This is a genomic window from Acidovorax sp. PRC11 (genome assembly GCF_031844105.1).
Classification (GTDB): Bacteria; Pseudomonadota; Gammaproteobacteria; order Burkholderiales; family Burkholderiaceae_C; genus Paracidovorax.
The window spans coordinates 43118-61983 of record NZ_JAUZUQ010000020.1 but is presented as its reverse complement, the minus strand read 5'-3'; the positions used below and the strand labels follow the sequence as shown (position 1 = coordinate 61983).

The following is an 18866-nucleotide window of genomic DNA, read 5'->3' as shown; positions in this document are numbered from 1 at the left end:
TCCTGGCCGGTTTCTCTACCGATGGTTTCCAGAATTCCCGGTATGGACGGGCGTCCGCCCTTTCCCGGTCCCCTGCCCGGGGGCCATGTCCCGCTGCGGACTTCCTGGCCTGCCCTGCCCAATTCTTCCCTGCTGCCGCCGACCTGCAGCCCTCCGATGAACGCGCCCGCTCTGAACCCCTCCCCCTTCGCCACGGAAATGTGGCATCTGCTGAAACCCTTCGCCTGGGTCATCGCGATCGCGACGCTCCTGGGCGGCATGGGGGGGCTCGCCACGGCCTCGCTGCTCGAGCAGGTCAACTCGGCCCTGCACGGCAACGCGCCCCTGTCGTTGTCTGCGGGAGCCGGGTTGGCCGTTCTGGCTTTATTCGCCGTGGGAGGCCATACGGTGGCCGGGCTCCTCAACAGCTTCACCGGCCAGCGACTGGTCGCCTCCCTGCGCAAGGACGTGTCGCTGCGCATGCTGCAGGCGCCCCTCGCTGCGGTCGAGCGGATGAAGAGCTACCGGCTGCAGGCGGTCTTCAACGACGACATCGACACGATCAGCGATTTCACGGCGGAGTTCGCCGGACACGCGTCGGCGTTCGCCGTCACGGCGGGTTGCGGCATCTACCTGTTCAAGCTCTCTCCCACGCTCTTTGCCGTCACCGCCGCCATGCTGGCCATCGGCATTGCCGTCAACTACGCTGCCGCAGAGGCGTGGAGCCGTGACTTCGAAGGCGCGCGCGCTGGCGAAGACGAACTGCAGAAGCACTTCCGGGGGGTGGTGGAAGGGGCCAAGGAACTTCGGCTCAATCGGCAGCGCCGGGCACAGGTGCACGGACTGCGGCTGAGCGGCGCCGCCGATCGCGTGGCGCGGCTCAAGACCCGGGCGCTGGGCCTGTTCTGGGTCGCCGATGGGGCGAACTCGGTGCTCTTCTTCCTGTTCGTCGTCGGGATCCTGGCCTCGCGTCCGTCGTTGGGCCTCGATGCGCAGGTCGTCAGCGGCTTCGTCGTGGTGCTGCTGTTCATCAAGGGGCCGATCGAGGAGCTGGCCGGCCTCCTGCCCCATTTCAGCCAGGCGAAGGTGGCGTTCGTCCGCATCGCGCGCCTGTCGGCGGAATTCCGGCAGGAGCGGCAGAGCGCCGCCTCCGGGCCGATGCCCTGCGCGCCGCCGGTGAGCCACATCGAACTGCGGCAAGTGCGCTACCGTTTCGATGCACCGGAGGCGGGCGGCCCGCCATTCGAGGTGGGGCCCATCGATCTGCGGATCCAGCGCGGCGAAACCGTGTTCATCGTCGGGGGCAACGGCAGCGGCAAGACCACGCTCATCAAATTGCTCCTGGGCCTTTATCCTCCCGCCGAGGGGCAGATCCTGCTCGACGGCGTGCCGGTGACGGACCAGAACCGCGAAGACTACCGTGAGCTCTTCTCCGCGATTTTCTCGGACTACCATCTCTTCGACGAACTCATTCCACGGGGCCCGGACCAGCTTCGGGCCGCTGAAGAAATGATGGTCCGCCTGGGGATCGCAGGCAAGGTCCGGCTGGCCGACGGCACCTTCTCCACCACGGATGTCTCGACCGGCCAGCGCAAGCGGCTCGCCCTGGTGCATGCCTTGCTGGAGAACCGCCCCGTGATGATGTTCGACGAATGGGCCGCGGACCAGGACCCCGGGTTCCGGTCCGTGTTCTATCGTGAGCTGCTGCCGGAGCTCAAGCGCCAGGGCAAAACCCTGATCGTGGTTTCGCACGATGATCGCTATTTCGGCGTGGCCGATCGCGTGGTCCGGATGAGCGGCGGGCTGTTGGCGGACTATGCCGCGCCTCGCGAAGAACATGGAGAGACCTCCTAAGAGCGGCTAACACGACCCTTCTGGCGTCGTTGCCGGCCATCTGCCGTTCCGATCGACCTGCATCCCGGCCATCATCGACTGCCCGGTTTCCCCGAGGCGAGGTCCTCCCGTGTCCAGATCAAGGCCGTCCGGAGTGCGATTGCCGCGCCGCGCGCACGGATCGCCAGCGCCTCCGCCTCCGCTGCTTCGCGCATGTGGCGTTCGCTGTCGGGATGCGCGGCGCTGGCCCGTGCCTTTTTACGGAACAACAACGAATCCATGGCGTGTTTCATCGTTTCAAGGCTTCATGCTTTGGGGGATTGACCGATCCGTCCTGGAGCCGTTGCCGACCCAGTCGCTGCCGAGCACCTGGCGGAGCTGAATCTGGTTCATCAGCTGGGCCAGGCGGGTGGCGGAGTGGGCCGCTTCGGCGGCGCGCAGGCGTTCTTTCGCATCCAGCCAACTCCGCAGGGGCAGCAGGCCGGCGCGGTAGCGGGTCTCGTAGAGGCTGGTGACCTCCGCCGCCCGGCTTTGCGCCTTCTGCAAGGCTGCTTCCTGCTCCGCCAGCCGTGTACGGGCGGAGAGGGTCTGGTCCACCTCGCCGAGTGCCGTGTACAGCGCTTTGCGGAAACCTTCCACCGCTTCTTCGTGGCGCGTGCGGGCGATCTCCCTCTCGATGCCCAGCGTGGGGGCCTTGAGAAAGGGTAGCGTCACGCCGAGGCCCAGCGTGGCGACCGGATTGGCGAGCACGTCGAGCAGGGCCCGGCTGGAACTGCCCAGGGCGCTGGTGAGCGAGATGTTCGGGTAGTAGCTGGCCGATGCGGCGTCGATGCGCGCGCCTGCGGCCTGAAGCCGCAACTGGGCCGCCTGCAGATCGGGCCTGTGGCCCAGCAGGTCGCTGGGAATGCCGGGCTGCACGGGCGGCAGTGCGATGCCGGGAAGCGCCTGCGGTTCGGGCCCCGGCAGCGGGGCTCCGTCCAGCAGGACGCGCACGCGCTCGCGAAGCACCGTGGCCGCCTGGCGCCGGGCCGCCAGTTCGGCGGCACGCTCATCGAGCACCTGCAGCGCCTCGTGCAACGCCAGCCGGCCTTCCGCTCCGGCCTGGTAGCGGGCCTGGACCAGGTCCACGATGCGCCGGGCATCGCGCTCGCTGGCCTCGGCCATCGCCGCGCGCTCGTTGGCATGGGCGAGCTGGAAATACAGTCCGGCGACGCTGGCGACCAGCACCATGCGCACGGCTTGCCGATCCTGCGCGCTCGCCTCGGCATCGAAGCGGGCCGCATCCTGCAGGGCACCGAGCCGGCCGAAGAGATCGAGCTCCCAGCCCACGGTGATCTGGCCCGAACCGCCCGAACCGCCCAAACCGGGGTTGTGCTGCTCGCCGTCCAGTGACCGCGTGGCGCGGGCGTTCCATCCTCCGGACGCGGTGGGCGCCCGTTGCGCGCCTGCGAGCCGGGCCTCCAGCATCGCGCGGCGCAGTCGAGTGCCCGCCATGGCAAGGTCCGCATTGCGCGCCAGGGCACTGTCCACCCATGCGTCGAGAACGGGGAGATCGCCTGCGCGCCACCAGGCCACTGCGCCCTGGCCACCGCGCGCAACGGATGCGGCATCCGCATGGGTGTAGGTGGCTGGCGCCTGCGGCATCGGCCGGGGTGCCTCCTGCGTGGCGCATCCACCTGTGCAGGCCAGTACGGCGGCGAACACGGCGCGGCAGGCGAAAGCAGGCAGGCTGCGGCGGATGGGCGAGGGTGCGGTTGGCGCCATGTCAATCCCGTGCCAGCGCCTGCACGGGCTCCAGCCGTGCGGCATTGCGGGCGGGCAGGTAGCCGAAGGCCATGCCGATCAGGCAGGAACTGGCCACGGCCAGCACCACCGACGCGGAAGAGAAGGCCATCGGCAATTGCGGCAGAAACACGGCGAGGAGCGTCCCCAGGCCGTACGCCAGCACCACTCCTGCCGCGCCACCCATCAGGCAGATCAGCACGGCCTCCATGAGGAACTGCAGCACGATGTCGGAACGCCGGGCTCCGACTGCCATGCGCACTCCGATCTCTCGCGTCCGCTCGGTGACCGAGACCAGCATGATGTTCATCACGCCGATTCCGCCGACCATCAGCGACAGGGTCGCCACGCCGGAGATGAGCAGGGACAGGGTGCGGCTGGTGCGCATCGCAGCCTGCCGGATCTGGTCCGAATTGAGGATGAAGAAATCCTGGCTGCCGTGTCGGTCGCGCAGCGTGGCATGGACGGCGCCTTGCGCGGCGCGGCTGGAGATGTCGTCCTTGATGCGCAACGTGATGCTTTCCAGGTACTGCCGTCCGGCGAGGCGCGTGGCGACGGTGGTGTAGGGGACGAAGAAGCCTGGCGTGCTCGACGCGAAGCTGCTCTGCATCGGACGCAGGACACCGATGACCTGCACCGGCATTTCCCCGAGAAGGACCGTCTGCCCGATCGGCGAGGCGTAGCCGAAGAGCGCCCTTGCCGCGCGCTGGTCGATGACGGCCACCTGCGCCCGCGTTTCCTGTTCCGGGATGTCGAAGAACCGGCCTTCGGCCAGCGCCATGCCGCGTACGCGGAACAGTGCGGCACCCACGCCGTTGACTTGCGCCGATGCCGCCGCCGGGCCCCGCAGGGCCGCGACGGAGACGGAGATATTGGGCGAGGCACTGTCCACATAGAAGTGCTGCGCCAACGCCTCCGCGTCCTCGACCGACAGGCTCTCGACCGAGCTCGCCTTCATGTCGCCGAAGTCGCGGCCGGGAAATATCTCCAGCGTGTTGGTGCCCAGCTCGCGGATCTGGGTCATCACCTGCGCCTGCGCGCCCTTTCCGAGCGCGACAACGCACACGAGGGCCGCGATTCCGATGACGATGCCCAGCATGGTCAGCAACGCGCGGAGCCGATGCGCATGCAGCGCAAACAGTGCCATGCGCAGGGACTGTGCCCAGCGCGCGGAGATCGCCGCATCCGCGCGATGAGCTGCCGCTTCAGGCGGCGGCAGGGCTGCGGCCGCCGGGACGGCCGCAGCCTCGCTGCGGCTGTCGGAGACGATGCGGCCATCGCTGATCTCGATCACCCGGGAGGCACGGCGGGCCACCTGCGCATCGTGCGTGACGATGATCACCGTGTGCCCCTGGGCATTCAGTTCCGACAGCAGACGAAGCACTTCCTCGCCGCTGGCTGTGTCCAGCGCGCCGGTCGGCTCGTCGGCCAGGATCACCGAGCCGCCATTCATCAGGGCCCGCGCGATCGATACGCGCTGCTGCTGCCCGCCGGAGAGCTGGCTCGGCCGGTGGTCCGCGCGCGTGCCCAGCCCCAGGCGCTCCAGCAGCAGTCGCGCGCGGGCCTGGCGCTCCTGCGCACTGCAGCCCGCGTAGATGGCCGGAAGCGCCACGTTGTCCTGCGCTGTCAGCTCTCCGAGAAGCTGGTAGCGCTGGAAGACAAAGCCGAAATGCTCGCGCCGCAGCCGCGCCAGTCCGTCCGCGTCCAGGTCCGCCACTTCCTGCCCGGCCACCCGGTAGCTGCCCGAGGTCGGGCGGTCCAGCGCGCCGAGGATGTTCATGAGGGTGGATTTGCCCGAACCCGAGGCGCCCACGATGGCCACCATCTCTCCCGCCTCGATGCGCAGGTCGATGCCGTCGAGCACGGTGATCGGGCTCTCCCCGGTCGGGAACTCCCGCCTCAGGCCGCGCACCTCCAGCAAGGCCCCGCACGTGGCTACCACGGAGCGGGCCCCTGGGGCGTGGGGGCATCGGCGGCAGCCTCTCCGATCACCACGCGCTCGCCGGGCTCCAGGCCACGGAGGATCTGCACTTTCAGCGGCGTGCGCAGCCCGGTCAGGACTTCGCGGCTGACCACATCGCCGTTCGGTTGCAGAACGCGCACCGTCCCATGTCCAGCCTTCGGCGCAGGGTGAAGTGCGGCCACGGGAACGAGCAACGCATCCTCGACCTGCCGGATGTGCACGGACACCTGAACCGTCATTGCCGGGCGCAGCAGCCCCCGATCGTTGGGTACGTCGAACAATGCGTTGTAGTACACGGCCTTGGTCGCATTGCCCGCGAGGGAAGCGTTGCCGGCAGGCATGGCCTCGCTGGCGATGGAGTCGGGGGCCGGCTCGATCTGGGCGATGCGCACCTGGTAGCTTTCCGTCTGGCTGCCCGGCACCACGAAACTGGCGGCCATGCCCGGGGCCACCGTGTTGACGTCGGCTTCCGAAATCTCCGCGCGGACCGTCACCACGTCCAGCTTCGCCAGCATGACGATGGCCGGTGTGCTCTGGAAGGCATTGAGTGTCTGGCCCTGCTTGGTGATGACCGACACTACGACGCCATCCATCGGCGCCACGATGCGGGTGTAGCTCAACTGGGTGCGGGCCGTTTCCACCTGGGTGCGCGCCTGGGCGATCTGGGCCCGCAGCGCGTCGATGTCGGCCTGCAGCGTGTCCGCTGCCGCCTGGGCCGCCTCGACATCGGCTTGTGCGGTGGCCTCCGTCTGCGCCAGCGTCTGCTGCCGGCGCAACGACAACCGCGCGTGCGCCAGCGCGACGTCCCGCGCGACCCTCTGGGCCCGCAATGCATCGACCGCGGCCTGGGCGCTGCGCAGCGCGAGTTGCTGTGGCTGTGCATCGACCTCGGCGATCAGCGCCCCCTTGCCCACGCGCTGCCCCAGATGCACGTGCAGGCGCTCCACACGCCCCGACACCTGCGCGCCGACCGCCACCAGTTCCTTGGGACGCACTTTGCCGACGGCCAGCACTTCCTGCGCCAGGGTTCCGCGTGCCACCACGGCGGTGGCCAGGTCGGTGCGCGCGCCTGTGCGCATGATGGTGAGCGAGATTGCCGCGGCGGCCACCAGGGCGACCGTGCCGAGGCCGACGGCCCATTTCCGGGCCGCCTTCATCGCAGCGCCCTCCTGCACGGGACACCGCGCGCCGTGTGCGGCAGGGCCCGGGCTGGGGGGCTGTGGGGCGCCGCAAGGGCACTGTAGAAAGATGTCTTCATCATGGGCTCGGCGCCGATCTTCCCTGCGGCCGATGGATTTGCCATCCAGTCTCTGTGGGGTTTTCGTCAAGAGACGCCTGCGCTGCGTGCGCGGGACGGCGGGCCCGTCGCCAGATCCCCGGGCGCGGCCACTTGCCGAAACGCCGCTCGATCCACCCTCGACGCTTTCCCCACAGTTCGTGGAGGAAGCGCCCGCATCGATGCTCCCGGTTCCGTCGTCCTTCCTCCGCCGCCGCTGGTGGTCTATCCGGCCGCTCCCGTCTACGTGATTCCCCCGCCCGGCTATCCGCTGGCCTCTCTGCCGTCGTGCTCCCGGCGATCCAGCCGCCCCCGGTGGCACTGCGCATCGAGCACGGCCACGGCCGCTACGACCCCCGCGACGATGATTGCGACGACGACTGGAATCGGCCGCATGGATGAACCGCGGCCGGTGCCGGTGCCCGCACGTGCTCAGGAGGGCGCGGTGGCCATGCGGGCGGCCAGGAAATCCAGGAAGCAGGCGATGCGCGATGCCAGCTGCGTGTTGCGGTAGTACACGGCGCTGATGGGCTGGCGCACGTCGGCCGTGTGGCGGGCGAGCACCTGCACGAGGTCGCCGCGCTCCCGGTCGCGCTCCGTCATGAAGTCCGCCAGGCAGGCGATGCCCGCGGCCCGCAGCGCGAGCTGGCGCAGGGTCTCGCCGCTCGATGCCGCGATGTCCGGCGTGGCCGCCCACGCGTCGCCGTGCGGGCCGCGCAGGGGCCAGAGGTTGAGCGCCTCGGGCTGGGTGAACCCCAGCAGGGTGTGCTGCGCCAGGGCCGCCACCGACTTGGGCCGTCCGTGCGCCGCGAGGTATGCAGGGTTCGCCAGCACCCGCAGGCGGCTGGAGCCCAGCGGGCGCGCATGCAGCGTGGAGTCGCGCAGCGCGCCGATGCGGATCGCGACGTCCGTGCGCCGCTCCAGCAGGTCGATGTTGCGCTCGTCGGTGTCCAGCTCCAGCGCGATCTGCGGATGGGCGCGGCGGAACGCCGGCACCAGCGGCGCCACCACGTGCAGCATGAAGGGCGTGGCCGCGTTCACGCGCAGGCGCCCCGCGGGCTGCCCCCTGCGCGCGGCCATGTGCTCTTCCGCTTCGTCGAGCGCCGCCAGGATGGCGCGGGCGCGCGTGAGGAAGGCCTGGCCCTCTTCCGTGAGTTCGATGCGGCGCGTGGTGCGGCGCAGCAGCGTGGTGTCGAGCTTCTTTTCCAGCCGCGCGAGCGCCCGGCTGATGCCCGATGCCGTCTGCCCCAGCTGCGCGGCGGCGGCGGTGACGGAGCCCGCGTCCACCACGGCGGCGAAGGCCTGCAGTTCTTCCAGGGTGGTTTTCATGGAGCTTGGATTGTTGACTCTGGGGCAAATATATTCTGCCGATCATGGGCTTTTTCCGCAAAGGTGAAGCGCCCACACTCCTGCCATCGATCTGTGATCCCAAGGAGTGTTTCCCCATGCCCATCGCCCTGTTCGCGCTGACGCTCGGCGCGTTCGCCATCGGCACGACCGAGTTCGTCATCGTCGGCCTGCTGCCCACCGTGGCGGCGGACCTCGGCATCGGCCTGCCGCCGGCCGGCCTGCTCGTCAGCCTGTATGCGCTCGGCGTGGCCGTCGGCGCGCCGGTGCTCACCGCGCTCACCGGCCGGCTGCCGCGCAAGGCCCTGCTGCTGGCGCTCATGGCGCTGTTCACCGCCGGCAACCTGCTGGCCTGGCAGGCCCCGGGCTACGGCACGCTGGTGGCCGCGCGCGTGCTCACCGGCCTCGCGCACGGCGTGTTCTTCTCGATCGGCTCGACCATCGCCACCGGCCTGGTGCCGCGCGAGAAGGCCGCCAGCGCGATCGCCACGCTGTTCTCGGGGCTCACGGTGGCGCTGGTCACCGGCGTGCCGCTGGGCACCTTCATCGGCCAGCACTTCGGCTGGCGCGACACCTTCCTCGCCGTGGCGGGGCTCGGCATGCTGGCCTTCGCGGGCAGCGCGCTTTTCGTGCCGCGGCGCATCGCGCACGTGCCGCCGGCCTCGCTCCTGCAGCAGGCCCGCGTGCTGGCCGAGCCGCGGCTGCTGCTGGTGTATGCCAAGACGGCCGTCGGCTACGGCGGCACCTTCATCCCGTTCACCTTTCTCGCGCCCATCCTCACCGGCGTGTCGGGTTTCAGCGAAGGCGCGGTGGGCTGGGTGATGCTGGTGTACGGTGTCTCGGTGGCCGTGGGCAACTTCTGGGGCGGCCGGCTGGCCGACCGCCTGGGGCCGATCGCCGCGCTGCGCATCCTCTTCGCGCTGCTGGCCGCCGTGCTGCTGCTCCTGCAGTTCACCGCGCCGCACCCCTGGCTGGCCGTGGCGACCGTGCTGCTCTGGGGCGCCGTGGCCTTCGGCAACGTGCCGGGCCTGCAGCTGTACGTGGTGCGCCAGGCCGAGCGCGTCGCGCCGCAGGCCGTGGACGTGGCCTCGGGCCTGAACATCGCCGCGTTCAACCTCGGCATCGCGGGCGCCGCCTGGGCCGGGGGGCTGATCGTGACGCACATGGGCCTGATGCACACCCCGTGGATCGGCGCGGTGGTGGTGCTGGTCGCGCTGGCGCTCACCCAGGTGAGCGGTGTGCTCGATGCCCGCGGCGGGGCTGCCGTGCGCGGGGGCCGTCCGGCTGCCGCCGGGCACTGAGGTGCTGCAGCGATCCGAGCGCGCTTTCCCTTTTCCACCATCCATCCATTCACCCGTCCATCCGCCCATCCGTCCATCCGTCCATCGACGAGGAGCTTTCCATGCAGACATCCGCTTCCCCTTCTTCCCTCTCTTCCCATGCACCCGTGCCGCCGTTCGGGCTGGGCACCTTCCGCCTGAAGGGCCAGGCCGCCATCGATTCGGTGGCGAACGCGCTCGACCTGGGCTACCGCCACGTGGACACCGCGCAGATCTACGGCAACGAAGCCGAGGTGGGCCAGGCCGTCGCCGCCAGCGGCGTGGCGCGCGGCGATCTCTACCTCACCACCAAGATCTGGACCGACCACCTTTCCGCCGGCCGGCTCGTCCCGAGCCTGCAGGAGAGCCTGGAAAAGCTGCGCACGGATTACGTGGATCTGGTGCTGATCCACTGGCCCTCCCCCGGCGGCGCTGTGCCGCTGGCCGAAAGCCTGGAGGCGCTGGCCGATGCGCAATCCCGCGGGCTTGCGCGGCGCATCGGCGTGTCGAACTTCACGGTGGCGCTCCTGCGCGAGGCCGTGGCCGCCGTGGGGGCGGACATGATCGCCACGAACCAGATCGAACTGCATCCGTACCTGCAGAACCGGGCGGTGGTGGATTTCGCGCGCGGCCAGGGCGTCCACGTCACCTCGTACATGACGCTGGGCTACGGCCAGATGCTGCAGGATGCGGAGATCCAGGCGATCGCGCAGGAATGCGATGCCACGCCGGCCCAGGTCGCGCTGGCCTGGGCGATGCAGTCGGGCTTCGCCGTGATCCCTTCGTCCACGCGCCGCGAGCACCTCGAATCGAACCTGCGCGCCACGCAACTGCGGCTGGACGATGCCCACATGCGGCGCATCGCCGCGCTCGACCGCGGCGGCCGGCTGGTGGACCCGGAAGGGCTGGCCCCGGCCTGGGACTGATCCGCCGGGCGCCTGGAGCCTGGGATCAGATCGCCAGTTCGTAGCCCACGGTGATCGGCGCGTGGTCCGAGAACTTCTGTTGCTTGTAGATGGCCTCGGCGCGCGCCAGCGCCGCGATCGCCGGCGTGGCGAGGTGGTAGTCGAGCCGCCACCCCACGTTGTTCGCATACGCCTGTCCGCGGTTGCTCCACCAGGTGTAGGCGGCCTCGGTGGTGCCCGGCTGCAGCAGGCGGTACACGTCCACCAGGCCGCCGCCCAGGTCGGTGGGGTGCAGCAGCTTCGTCATCCACTCGCGTTCCTCGGGCAGGAAGCCGCTGTTCTTCTGGTTGCTGCGCCAGTTCTTCAGGTCGATCTGCTGGTGGGCGATGTTGACGTCGCCGCAGAGGATGAATTCGCGCTCTTCCTTCACGCGCATCAGGTGCACGTGGAACTCCGCCAGGAAGCGGAACTTCGCCAACTGGCGCTCGGGGCCGGATGAGCCGCTCGGGAAATACGCGCTGATGATCGAGAGCTTGCGCGCGGGCGTGTCGAAGCGCGCCTCCACGTAGCGGCCCTCGGCGTCGAATTCGCTGGAGCCGTAGCCCACGCGCACGTCGGTCGGCTCGTGGCGGGTGTAGATGCCCACGCCCGAATAGCCCTTCTTCACCGCGTAGTGGAAGTGCCCCTTGAGGCCCGCCAGGCTCTCGAAGCGGCCTTCCATGTCGGCGGACTGGGCCTTGATCTCCTGCACGCAAATACAATCCGGCCGCGTCTCGGCGATCCAGGCTTCCACCCCTTTCGAGGTGGCGGAACGGATGCCGTTGAGGTTCAGGCTGGTCAATTTGAAAAGGGAAGCATCCATGGTGGCAGACGGCGCGCAGCGGCAGGCGGGAACGGAAATGGCGGGAGAGGGCGGTTCGCCGGACCGCCTGGCGCAGGAATTCGTGCACTTCGCCGTGGAGGCGGGCGTGCTGCGGTTCGGTGAATTCAAGACCAAGGCGGGCCGCATGAGCCCGTATTTCTTCAACGCGGGGCTCTTCGACGACGGCGCCAAGATGGGCCGGCTCGCGGAATTCTATGCAAAAGCCCTGATCGCCAGCGGCATCGAATTCGACATGGTCTTCGGGCCCGCCTACAAGGGCATCCCACTCGCCGCCACGGTGGCGGTGGAGCTGGCCCGCCAGGGCCGCAACGTGCCCTTCGCCTACAACCGCAAGGAGGCCAAGGACCACGGCGAGGGCGGCACGCTGGTGGGCGCGCCGCTGCAGGGCCGTGTGCTGATCGTGGACGACGTGATGTCCGCCGGCACGGCCGCGCGCGAATCCATCGCCCTCATCCGGGCCGCCGGGGCCGTGCCCCATGCGATGGCGATCGCCCTCGACCGCCAGGAAAAGGCCACCGAGAACGGCCGGGACGTGGACCACAGCGCCGTGCAGTACGTGCGCGGCCAGTTGGGCATGCAGGTGTGCACCATCGCCAAGCTGGCCGATTTGCTGCACTATCTGCAGGAGCGCGGGGGTTCCGACATGGGCGCCCACCACGAGCGCGTGCTGGCCTACCGCCAGCGCTACGGCGTCTGACCCGGGCCGCGCGCGGCCCATCTTCCGCACCTCGAACCCCATGGCAGTCCTTCCGCTGAAGCCACCGACCCTCTGGCGCCTGGGCGCCGGGGCGGCGCTGGCCGCCCTGTGCGGGCCGGCCGCACAGGCGCAGCAGCCGGGCCAGCCCGGGGCCGGCGGCATCTACACCTGCGTGGACGCCAAGGGCCGGCGCCTCACGGCGGACCGCCCGATCCCCGAATGCACCGACCGCGAGCAGCGCGTGCTCGGGCCGTCCGGCACCGAGCGCGGCCGCGTCGGTCCGCTGCTCTCCGACCAGGAGCGCTCGGCCCAGGACGCCCAGCGCCGCAAGGAAGCCGAAGACCGGGCCCGCGCCGCCGAGGAGCGCCGCCGGGAGCGCGTGCTGGTCGCGCGCTATCCGGACCAGGCCGCGCACGATGCCGAGCGCGCGGCGGCGATCGCGAAGGTGGACGAGGTGACGGCCGTGGCCGCGGCGCGCGTGGCCGAACTGCGCAGCCAGCGCAGGAAGCTCGATGCGGAGATGGAGTTCTACCGCCGCGATTCTTCCAAGGCCCCCATGGCCCTGCGCCGCCAGATCGCCGAGCAGGACGATGCGATCGCGCTGCAGCAGCGCTTCATCGCTTCGCAGGAAGACGAGAAGCGCCGCGTGCACCAGCGCTTCGATGCCGAACTGGCCCAGCTGCGCCCGCTCTGGGCCGCGCAGCACTCCGCGCCGGCGGTGCCGGCGCCGCAGTAGCGCGGGAACCGGCCGGGCGTCCGGCACAGCCCGGCTGCCGCTGCGCGGTCAGGACGCCGCGAGCCGCGCGCGCAGCAGGTCGTTCACCTGCTGCGGGTTCGCCTTGCCGCGGCTCGCCTTCATCGCCTGGCCGACCAGCGCGTTGAACGCCTTGTCCTTGCCGGCCTTGAACTGGGCCACGTTGTCGGGGTTGGCGGCGATCACCTCGTCGATGATCTTCTCCAGCGCGCCGGTGTCGTTCATCTGCTTGAGGCCCTTGGCCTCGATGACCGCGTCCACGTCGCTGCCCTCGCCGCTCCAGAGCGCCTCGAACACCTGGCGGCCGGCGGCGTTGGAGATGGTGCCGTCGGCGATGCGCGCGATCAGCTTCGCCAGCAGCGCGGCCGTGACCGGCGCGGCGGCGATGTCGGTCTCGCCCGCATTCACGCGGCGCGACACTTCGCCCATGATCCAGTTGCTCGCGAGCTTCGGTTGCCCGCTGGCCTTCGCGGCCTCTTCGAAGTAGGCCGCCATGGCCTTCGACTGCGTGAGCGTGGTGGCGTCGTACTCGGGCAGGCCGTAGTCGGCCACGAAGCGCGCCGCCATCGCGCGCGGCAGCTCGGGCATGCGGCTGCGTTCCTGGTCGATCCATTCCTGCGACACCCGCAGCGGCGGCAGGTCCGGGTCGGGGAAGTAGCGGTAGTCGGCCGCGTCTTCCTTGGTGCGCATCGCGCGCGTCTCGCCCGTGTCGGGGTTGAACAGCACGGTCGCCTGCTGGATCGCGTGGCCGTCCTCGATCTGCTCGATCTGCCAGCGGATCTCGTAGTCGATCGCCTGCTGCATGAACTTGAAGCTGTTCAGGTTCTTGATCTCGCGGCGCGTGCCCAGCGGCGCCCCGGGCTTGCGCACCGAGACGTTGGCGTCGCAGCGGAACGAGCCTTCCTGCATATTGCCGTCGCAGATGCCGATCCAGGTGACGATCTTGTGCAGCTCGCGCGCATACGCCACGGCCTCTTCGCTGCTGCGGATGTCGGGCTCGGTCACGATCTCCAGGAGCGGCGTGCCGGCGCGGTTCAGGTCGATGCCGGACTGGCCGATGAAGTCCTCGTGCAGCGACTTGCCCGCGTCCTCTTCGAGGTGGGCGCGCACCAGGCGCACGGTCTTCTTCTCTTCGCCCAGGTAGAACGACACCTCGCCGCCCTGCACCACCGGGATCTCGAACTGGCTGATCTGGTAGCCCTTGGGCAGGTCGGGGTAGAAGTAATTCTTGCGCGCGAAGATGCTCTCCGGCGCGACGGTGGAGCCCAGCGCCAGGCCCAGGCGGATGGCGCAGGCCACGGCCTCGCGGTTCATCACCGGCAGCGTGCCGGGCAGGGCCAGGTCCACCGCGCAGGCCTGCGTGTTGGGCTCGGCGCCGAACGCCGTCGAGGCGCGGCTGAAGATCTTGCTGTGCGTGGCGAGCTGGGTATGGGTCTCGAAGCCGATGACGACTTCGTAGCCGTGGATGAGTTTCGCGGTCATGTCAGAAGCTCCCCCCGGACTGTGCAGACAGCCCCGTGGGCGTGCGGAGGTGGAAGTCGGTCGCCTGCTGCAGGCGGTGCGCGGCGTTCAGCAGCCGGCCTTCCTGGAAGTAGTTGCCGATGAGCTGCAGTCCCACGGGCATGCCGCCTTCGCCGAAGCCCGCGGGCACGCTCATGCCGGGCAGGCCGGCGAGCGAAGCGGGCAGCGTGAAGATGTCGGCCAGGTAGTCGGCCAGCGGGTCGTTGCCGTGCTCGCCGAGCTTCCAGGCCACCGTGGGCGCCACGGGGCCGGCGATCACGTCGCATGCCTTGAAGGCGTTCTGGAAATCATCCGCGATCATGCGGCGGATCTTCTGCGCCTGCAGGTAGTAGGCGTCGTAGTAGCCGTGCGAGAGCACGTAGGTGCCGATCATGATGCGGCGCTTGACCTCGTCGCCGAAACCCTCGGCGCGGGTCTTCTTGTACATGTCCACCAGATCGGTGTAGTCCTTGGCGCGGTGGCCGAACTTCACGCCGTCGAAGCGGCTCAGGTTGGACGAGGCCTCTGCCGGCGCGATCACGTAGTACACCGGGATCGACAGCTCCGTGCGCGGCAGCGTGATCGGCACGAGCTTCGCGCCGAGCTTCTCGTATTCCTTGAGCGCGCCGTCCACCGCGGCGCGCACGTCGGGCGCCAGGCCCTCGCCGAAGAACTCGGCGGGGATGCCGATGCGCAGGCCGCCGATCGATTCATTCAGCTGCGTGCTGAAGTCCTCGGCCGGCACGTCCAGGCTGGTGGAGTCGCGGTCCGGGTCGGGGCCGCAGATCGCCGAGAGCAGCAGGGCACAGTCTTCGGCGCTGCGGGCCATCGGGCCGGCCTGGTCGAGGCTGGAGGCGAAGGCGATCATGCCGTAGCGGCTGGCGCGGCCATAGGTGGGCTTGATGCCGGTGATGCCGCAGAACGAGGCCGGCTGGCGGATGGAGCCGCCGGTGTCGGTGCCGGTCACGGCCGGTGCCAGGCGCGCGGCCACGGCCACGGCGCTGCCGCCGGAGGAGCCGCCCGGCACGCGGTCGGCGGCCCAGGGGTTGCGCACCGGCGCGGGAGCCTCGCAGCCCAGCGGGGGCACGGCCGAGTTCTCGTTGGCCGAACCCATGGCGAACTCGTCGCAGTTGAGCTTGCCGAGCGTCACCGCGCCGGCCTCGGCCAGGCGCGCGACCACGGTCGCGTCGAAAGGCGACCGGTAGCCGGCCAGCATCTTCGAGCCGGCCGTGCTGGGGAAGTCGCGCGTGACGAAGATGTCCTTGTGGGCGATGGGCACGCCCGCCAGCGGGCCGGCGGTGCCGGCGGCGATGGCGTCGTCCTGGGCGCGGGCCTGGGCCAGGGTGGCGTCCTCGTCGACGGCCACGAAGGCGCCGAGGCCGGTGTGCTGCCGGATGCGGCCGAGGAAGTGCTGGGCCGCCTCGACGGCGGAGACGCGCTTGCCGCGCAGCGCCGCGGCCAGTTCGGCCACGCCCAGGGTGTGCAGGGAAGGGGAGGTGTCGCTCATGGAATGACGTGGCTCGCGTGTTCTATTTATTTATTCGATCACCTTGGGCACGAGGAACAGGCCCCGTTCCACGGCCGGCGCGCTGCGCTGGTTGGCCTCGCGCTGGTCGGGCTCGCCCACGGCGTCCTCGCGCAGGCGCAGGGCGATGTCCTGGATCGCCGCGACCGGGTGCGACAGGGGCTGCACGCCGGTGGTATCCACAGCCCGCATCTTCTCCACCGTGCCAAAGAAATCGTTGAGTTGAGTGAGCATGCGCTCACTTTCGGCGGGGCTCAGGTCGAGCCGCGCCAGGTTGGCGATGCGGCCAATGTCCTGGGGTGTCAGTGCCATGGGAAAAACGGGTGCGGAAACGGGATGTAAAGCTGCGCCGGCGAAGGGCCGGGCAGAAGTTATTCACAGGGGATGCGGTATTATCCCGGCTTTGCCGCAATACCCTCCCAACCGCCGGTCATTGTGCGAAAAAAGCCCACAAACACCCCCTAACACCCGGCGACGGCAGGCCGACGCGCATGCCGTGCCCCAGAGGAATTCCTGAATGTTCGGAGCTTTCCGTCGGTACTTTTCCACCGACCTTGCCATCGATCTTGGCACAGCCAACACCCTGATCTTCGCCCGCGACAAGGGCATCGTGCTCGACGAACCCTCCGTCGTCGCCATCCGCCACGAAGGCGGACCCCACGGCAAGAAAGTCATCCAGGCGGTCGGCCACGAGGCCAAGGCCATGCTCGGCAAGGTGCCCGGCAACATCGAAGCCATCCGCCCGATGAAGGATGGCGTGATCGCCGATTTCGTGATCACCGAGCAGATGATCAAGCAGTTCATCAAGATGGTGCACCCGCGCACGCTGCTCACGCCGAGCCCGCGCATCATCATCTGCGTGCCCTGCGGCTCCACCCAGGTCGAGCGCCGCGCCATCAAGGACGCGGCCGAGGCCGCCGGCGCCACCGCCGTCTACCTCATCGAGGAACCCATGGCCGCCGGCATCGGCGCGGGCCTGCCGGTCTCCGAAGCCTCCGGCTCCATGGTCGTCGACATCGGCGGCGGCACGACGGAAGTCGGCGTGATCTCGCTGGGCGGCATGGTCTACAAGGGCAGCGTCCGCGTGGGCGGCGACAAGTTCGACGAGGCCATCATCAGCTACATCCGCCGCAACTACGGCATGCTGATCGGCGAGCCCACGGCCGAATCCATCAAGAAGCACATCGGCTCGGCCTTCCCGGGCTCCGAAGTGCGCGAGATGGAGGTCAAGGGCCGCAACCTCTCCGAAGGCGTGCCGCGCAGCTTCACCATCTCCAGCAACGAAGTGCTGGAAGCCCTGACCGATCCGCTCAACCAGATCGTCTCGTCCGTCAAGAACGCGCTCGAGCAGACCCCGCCCGAGCTGGGCGCCGACATCGCCGAGCGCGGCATGATGCTCACGGGCGGCGGCGCGCTGCTGCGCGACCTCGACCGCCTGCTCGCCGAGGAAACCGGCCTGCCCGTGCTGGTGGCGGAAGACCCGCTCACCTGCGTGGTCCGCGGCTGCGGCATCGCGCTCGAGCGCATGGACCGCCAGGGCAGCATCTTCACGAGCGAGTGACATGACCATGCCGCGGGGCGGGGGCTGCGGGTCCGGCCGGGCATCTGCGCGGCACCTTCCTTCCTGACCCTCTCCAGCGGCTGTTTCCTACCGCCATGCCCATCGGTACCCTCGAGCGGTCCGCGCCGTCGTTCTTCAAGCAGGGCCCGTCGCCGCGCGCGCGGTTCGCGCTCTGCGGCGCGCTGGCGCTGTTCCTCATGGTGGCGGACGCCCGCTTCCACGTCACCGAACCCCTGCGCAAGGCCATCGCCGTGGCGCTCTATCCGGTGCAGTGGGTGATGCTGCAGCCCGTGCAGTTCGTGGGCGGCGGCACGGCCTATCTGCGCACGATGGAGGCCGCCCAGGCCGAGGTCGACACCGCGCGCCGCGAGATGGTGGCCATGGCCCAGCGCGCCAACCAGGCCGACCAGCTCCTGCAGGAGAACGAGCGCCTGCGCAAGCTGCTGCAGCTGCGCGACCGGCTGCAGACGCCGGCGAAGGCCGCGCAGGTGATCTACGACGCCGCCGATCCCTACACCCGCCGCGTGATGATCGACCAGGGCCAGGTGGCCGGCATCGCGCTCGGCGCGCCGGTCATGGACGAGTCCGGCATGCTCGGCCAGGTGACGCGGGTGCATCCGCTGCTGAGCGAGGTGACCCTGCTCATCGACCGCGACCAGGCCATTCCCGTCATGAACGTGCGCACCGGCGCGCGCGGCGTGGCCTACGGCGATCCCGTCATCGCGCACGGCGGCGGCATGGAGCTGCGCTTCATGCCCAGCAACGCCGACGTGCAGGAGGGCGACCTGCTCACCACCAGCGGCGTCGATGGCCTCTACCCGCCGGGCCTGCCCGTGGCCCGCGTCGTGCGCGTGGAACGCCGTGCCGACTCCGCGTTCGCCCGCATCTACTGCGCGCCGCTCGCTCAGGCGCAGGGCGCGCGCCACGTCATGGTGCTGCAGCCGCTCGACCCGGGCCTGCCCGAGCGCCCGCCCGCCGCCGAGGCCGCACCGGCCCGCAAGGGAGGCCGCCGATGATCATGCCCCGCGGCGAGCAGCTGCTGATGCCCGTGCGGCCCTCGTTCATCGCGGCCAGCCTGCTGGTGGCGCTGGCGTTCAACATGCTGCCCCTCGGGCGCGTGGTCTGGACGCCCGACCTCGTCATGGTGCTGCTCGTCTTCTGGGGCGTGCACCAGCCCCAGCGCGTGGGCATGACCGTCGCCTTCGCCCTGGGCCTGTGCATGGACGTCTACCAGACCGCGCTGCTCGGCCAGCATGCGCTGGCCTACTGCGCCATGATGTTCGGCGCCATCTACCTGCACCGGCGCCTGCTGTGGTTCAGCCCGTTCTCGCAGGCGCTGCAGGTGCTGCCGCTCTTCCTGGGCGCGCATGCCATCGAACTGCTCGTGCGCATGGTCTCGGGCGGCATCCTGCCCGGGCTGCCGGGGCTGATCGCGCCGGTGATCGAGGCGCTGCTCTGGCCGCTCGCGACCTGGGTGCTGCTCGCGCCCCAGCGCCGCCCGCCCGACCGCGACGAGAACCGGCCGCTCTGAGGCGCCTTCCG

General features: G+C 69.9%; 17 protein-coding genes. 8 read left to right on the top strand and 9 right to left on the bottom strand.

Annotated elements, in window-relative coordinates:
* Positions 1 to 156 precede the first annotated feature (156 nt).
* Complete coding sequence (locus Q9R47_RS19555; RefSeq protein WP_311234778.1) at positions 157 to 1833, top strand: cyclic peptide export ABC transporter; 1677 nt, start codon at positions 157 to 159, stop codon at positions 1831 to 1833.
* A 71-nt stretch (positions 1834 to 1904) separates the two neighbouring features.
* On the opposite strand, the gene Q9R47_RS19550 is transcribed toward Q9R47_RS19555, so the two are convergent.
* The 5 genes from Q9R47_RS19550 to Q9R47_RS19530 form a co-directional block, all read right to left on the bottom strand.
* Positions 1905 to 2093 (bottom strand): hypothetical protein, encoded by a 189-nt coding sequence (locus Q9R47_RS19550; protein ID WP_311234777.1) that lies wholly within the window; start codon positions 2091 to 2093, stop codon positions 1905 to 1907.
* Between the two features lie 16 nt (positions 2094 to 2109).
* The gene (locus tag Q9R47_RS19545; RefSeq protein ID WP_311234776.1) at positions 2110 to 3576 is read right to left on the bottom strand and encodes a TolC family protein; all 1467 of its coding nucleotides are present in this window, start codon (positions 3574 to 3576) and stop codon (positions 2110 to 2112) included.
* 1 nt (position 3577) lies between these two features.
* Positions 3578 to 5536 (bottom strand): MacB family efflux pump subunit, encoded by a 1959-nt coding sequence (locus Q9R47_RS19540; protein WP_311234775.1) that lies wholly within the window; start codon positions 5534 to 5536, stop codon positions 3578 to 3580.
* The gene (locus Q9R47_RS19535) at positions 5530 to 6714 is read right to left on the bottom strand and encodes an efflux RND transporter periplasmic adaptor subunit (protein ID WP_311234774.1); all 1185 of its coding nucleotides are present in this window, start codon (positions 6712 to 6714) and stop codon (positions 5530 to 5532) included. The genes Q9R47_RS19540 and Q9R47_RS19535 overlap by 7 nt, the downstream gene beginning before the upstream one ends.
* A 551-nt stretch (positions 6715 to 7265) precedes the next feature.
* A complete protein-coding gene (locus Q9R47_RS19530) occupies positions 7266 to 8162 on the bottom strand; it encodes a LysR substrate-binding domain-containing protein (protein ID WP_311234773.1) in 897 nt (298 codons plus the stop codon).
* 116 nt (positions 8163 to 8278) lie between these two features.
* On the opposite strand from Q9R47_RS19530, the gene Q9R47_RS19525 reads away from it, so the two are divergent.
* Together Q9R47_RS19525 and dkgB are read left to right on the top strand one after the other, a co-directional pair.
* Positions 8279 to 9481 (top strand): MFS transporter, encoded by a 1203-nt coding sequence (locus Q9R47_RS19525; protein WP_311234772.1) that lies wholly within the window; start codon positions 8279 to 8281, stop codon positions 9479 to 9481.
* Between the two features lie 101 nt (positions 9482 to 9582).
* Positions 9583 to 10425: a 2,5-didehydrogluconate reductase DkgB gene (gene dkgB, locus Q9R47_RS19520; protein WP_311234771.1), complete on the top strand. Its 843-nt coding sequence runs from the start codon at positions 9583 to 9585 to the stop codon at positions 10423 to 10425.
* 25 nt (positions 10426 to 10450) lie between these two features.
* Here dkgB and Q9R47_RS19515 read toward each other — a convergent pair whose 3' ends face one another.
* Entirely contained in the window at positions 10451 to 11266 is an 816-nt protein-coding gene (locus tag Q9R47_RS19515; RefSeq protein ID WP_311234770.1) for an exodeoxyribonuclease III, read from the bottom strand.
* Here Q9R47_RS19515 and pyrE point away from each other — a divergent pair.
* Entirely contained in the window at positions 11265 to 11984 is a 720-nt protein-coding gene (pyrE, locus tag Q9R47_RS19510; RefSeq protein WP_404977177.1) for an orotate phosphoribosyltransferase, read from the top strand. The two genes, Q9R47_RS19515 and pyrE, sit on opposite strands and share 2 nt — an antisense overlap.
* 40 nt (positions 11985 to 12024) lie before the next feature.
* Positions 12025 to 12720 carry a DUF4124 domain-containing protein gene (locus Q9R47_RS19505; protein ID WP_311234769.1) on the top strand — a complete coding sequence of 232 codons (696 nt, stop codon included), beginning with the start codon at positions 12025 to 12027 and terminating at the stop codon, positions 12718 to 12720.
* 48 nt (positions 12721 to 12768) lie between these two features.
* On the opposite strand, the gene gatB is transcribed toward Q9R47_RS19505, so the two are convergent.
* Genes gatB through gatC form a run of 3 tightly spaced genes read right to left on the bottom strand, consistent with a single transcriptional unit; the run spans position 12769 to position 16075 of the window.
* Positions 12769 to 14220: an Asp-tRNA(Asn)/Glu-tRNA(Gln) amidotransferase subunit GatB gene (gatB, locus tag Q9R47_RS19500; RefSeq protein ID WP_311234768.1), complete on the bottom strand. Its 1452-nt coding sequence runs from the start codon at positions 14218 to 14220 to the stop codon at positions 12769 to 12771.
* Position 14221: 1 nt separating this feature from the next.
* Positions 14222 to 15745: an Asp-tRNA(Asn)/Glu-tRNA(Gln) amidotransferase subunit GatA gene (gene gatA, locus Q9R47_RS19495; RefSeq protein WP_311234767.1), complete on the bottom strand. Its 1524-nt coding sequence runs from the start codon at positions 15743 to 15745 to the stop codon at positions 14222 to 14224.
* A gap of 30 nt (positions 15746 to 15775) precedes the next feature.
* Positions 15776 to 16075: an Asp-tRNA(Asn)/Glu-tRNA(Gln) amidotransferase subunit GatC gene (gatC, locus tag Q9R47_RS19490; RefSeq protein WP_311234766.1), complete on the bottom strand. Its 300-nt coding sequence runs from the start codon at positions 16073 to 16075 to the stop codon at positions 15776 to 15778.
* 205 nt (positions 16076 to 16280) lie between these two features.
* Between gatC and Q9R47_RS19485 the strand changes: the two genes are divergently transcribed.
* The 3 genes from Q9R47_RS19485 to mreD all read left to right on the top strand — a co-directional run bounded on the left by Q9R47_RS19485 (position 16281) and on the right by mreD (position 18855).
* A complete protein-coding gene (locus tag Q9R47_RS19485) occupies positions 16281 to 17324 on the top strand; it encodes a rod shape-determining protein (protein WP_092835531.1) in 1044 nt (347 codons plus the stop codon).
* Positions 17325 to 17419: 95 nt separating this feature from the next.
* Positions 17420 to 18340, top strand: a complete 921-nt coding sequence (mreC, locus tag Q9R47_RS19480; RefSeq protein WP_311234765.1) for a rod shape-determining protein MreC — start codon at positions 17420 to 17422, stop codon at positions 18338 to 18340.
* Complete coding sequence (gene mreD / locus Q9R47_RS19475; protein ID WP_311234764.1) at positions 18337 to 18855, top strand: rod shape-determining protein MreD; 519 nt, start codon at positions 18337 to 18339, stop codon at positions 18853 to 18855. The genes mreC and mreD overlap by 4 nt, the downstream gene beginning before the upstream one ends.
* Positions 18856 to 18866 lie beyond the last annotated feature (11 nt).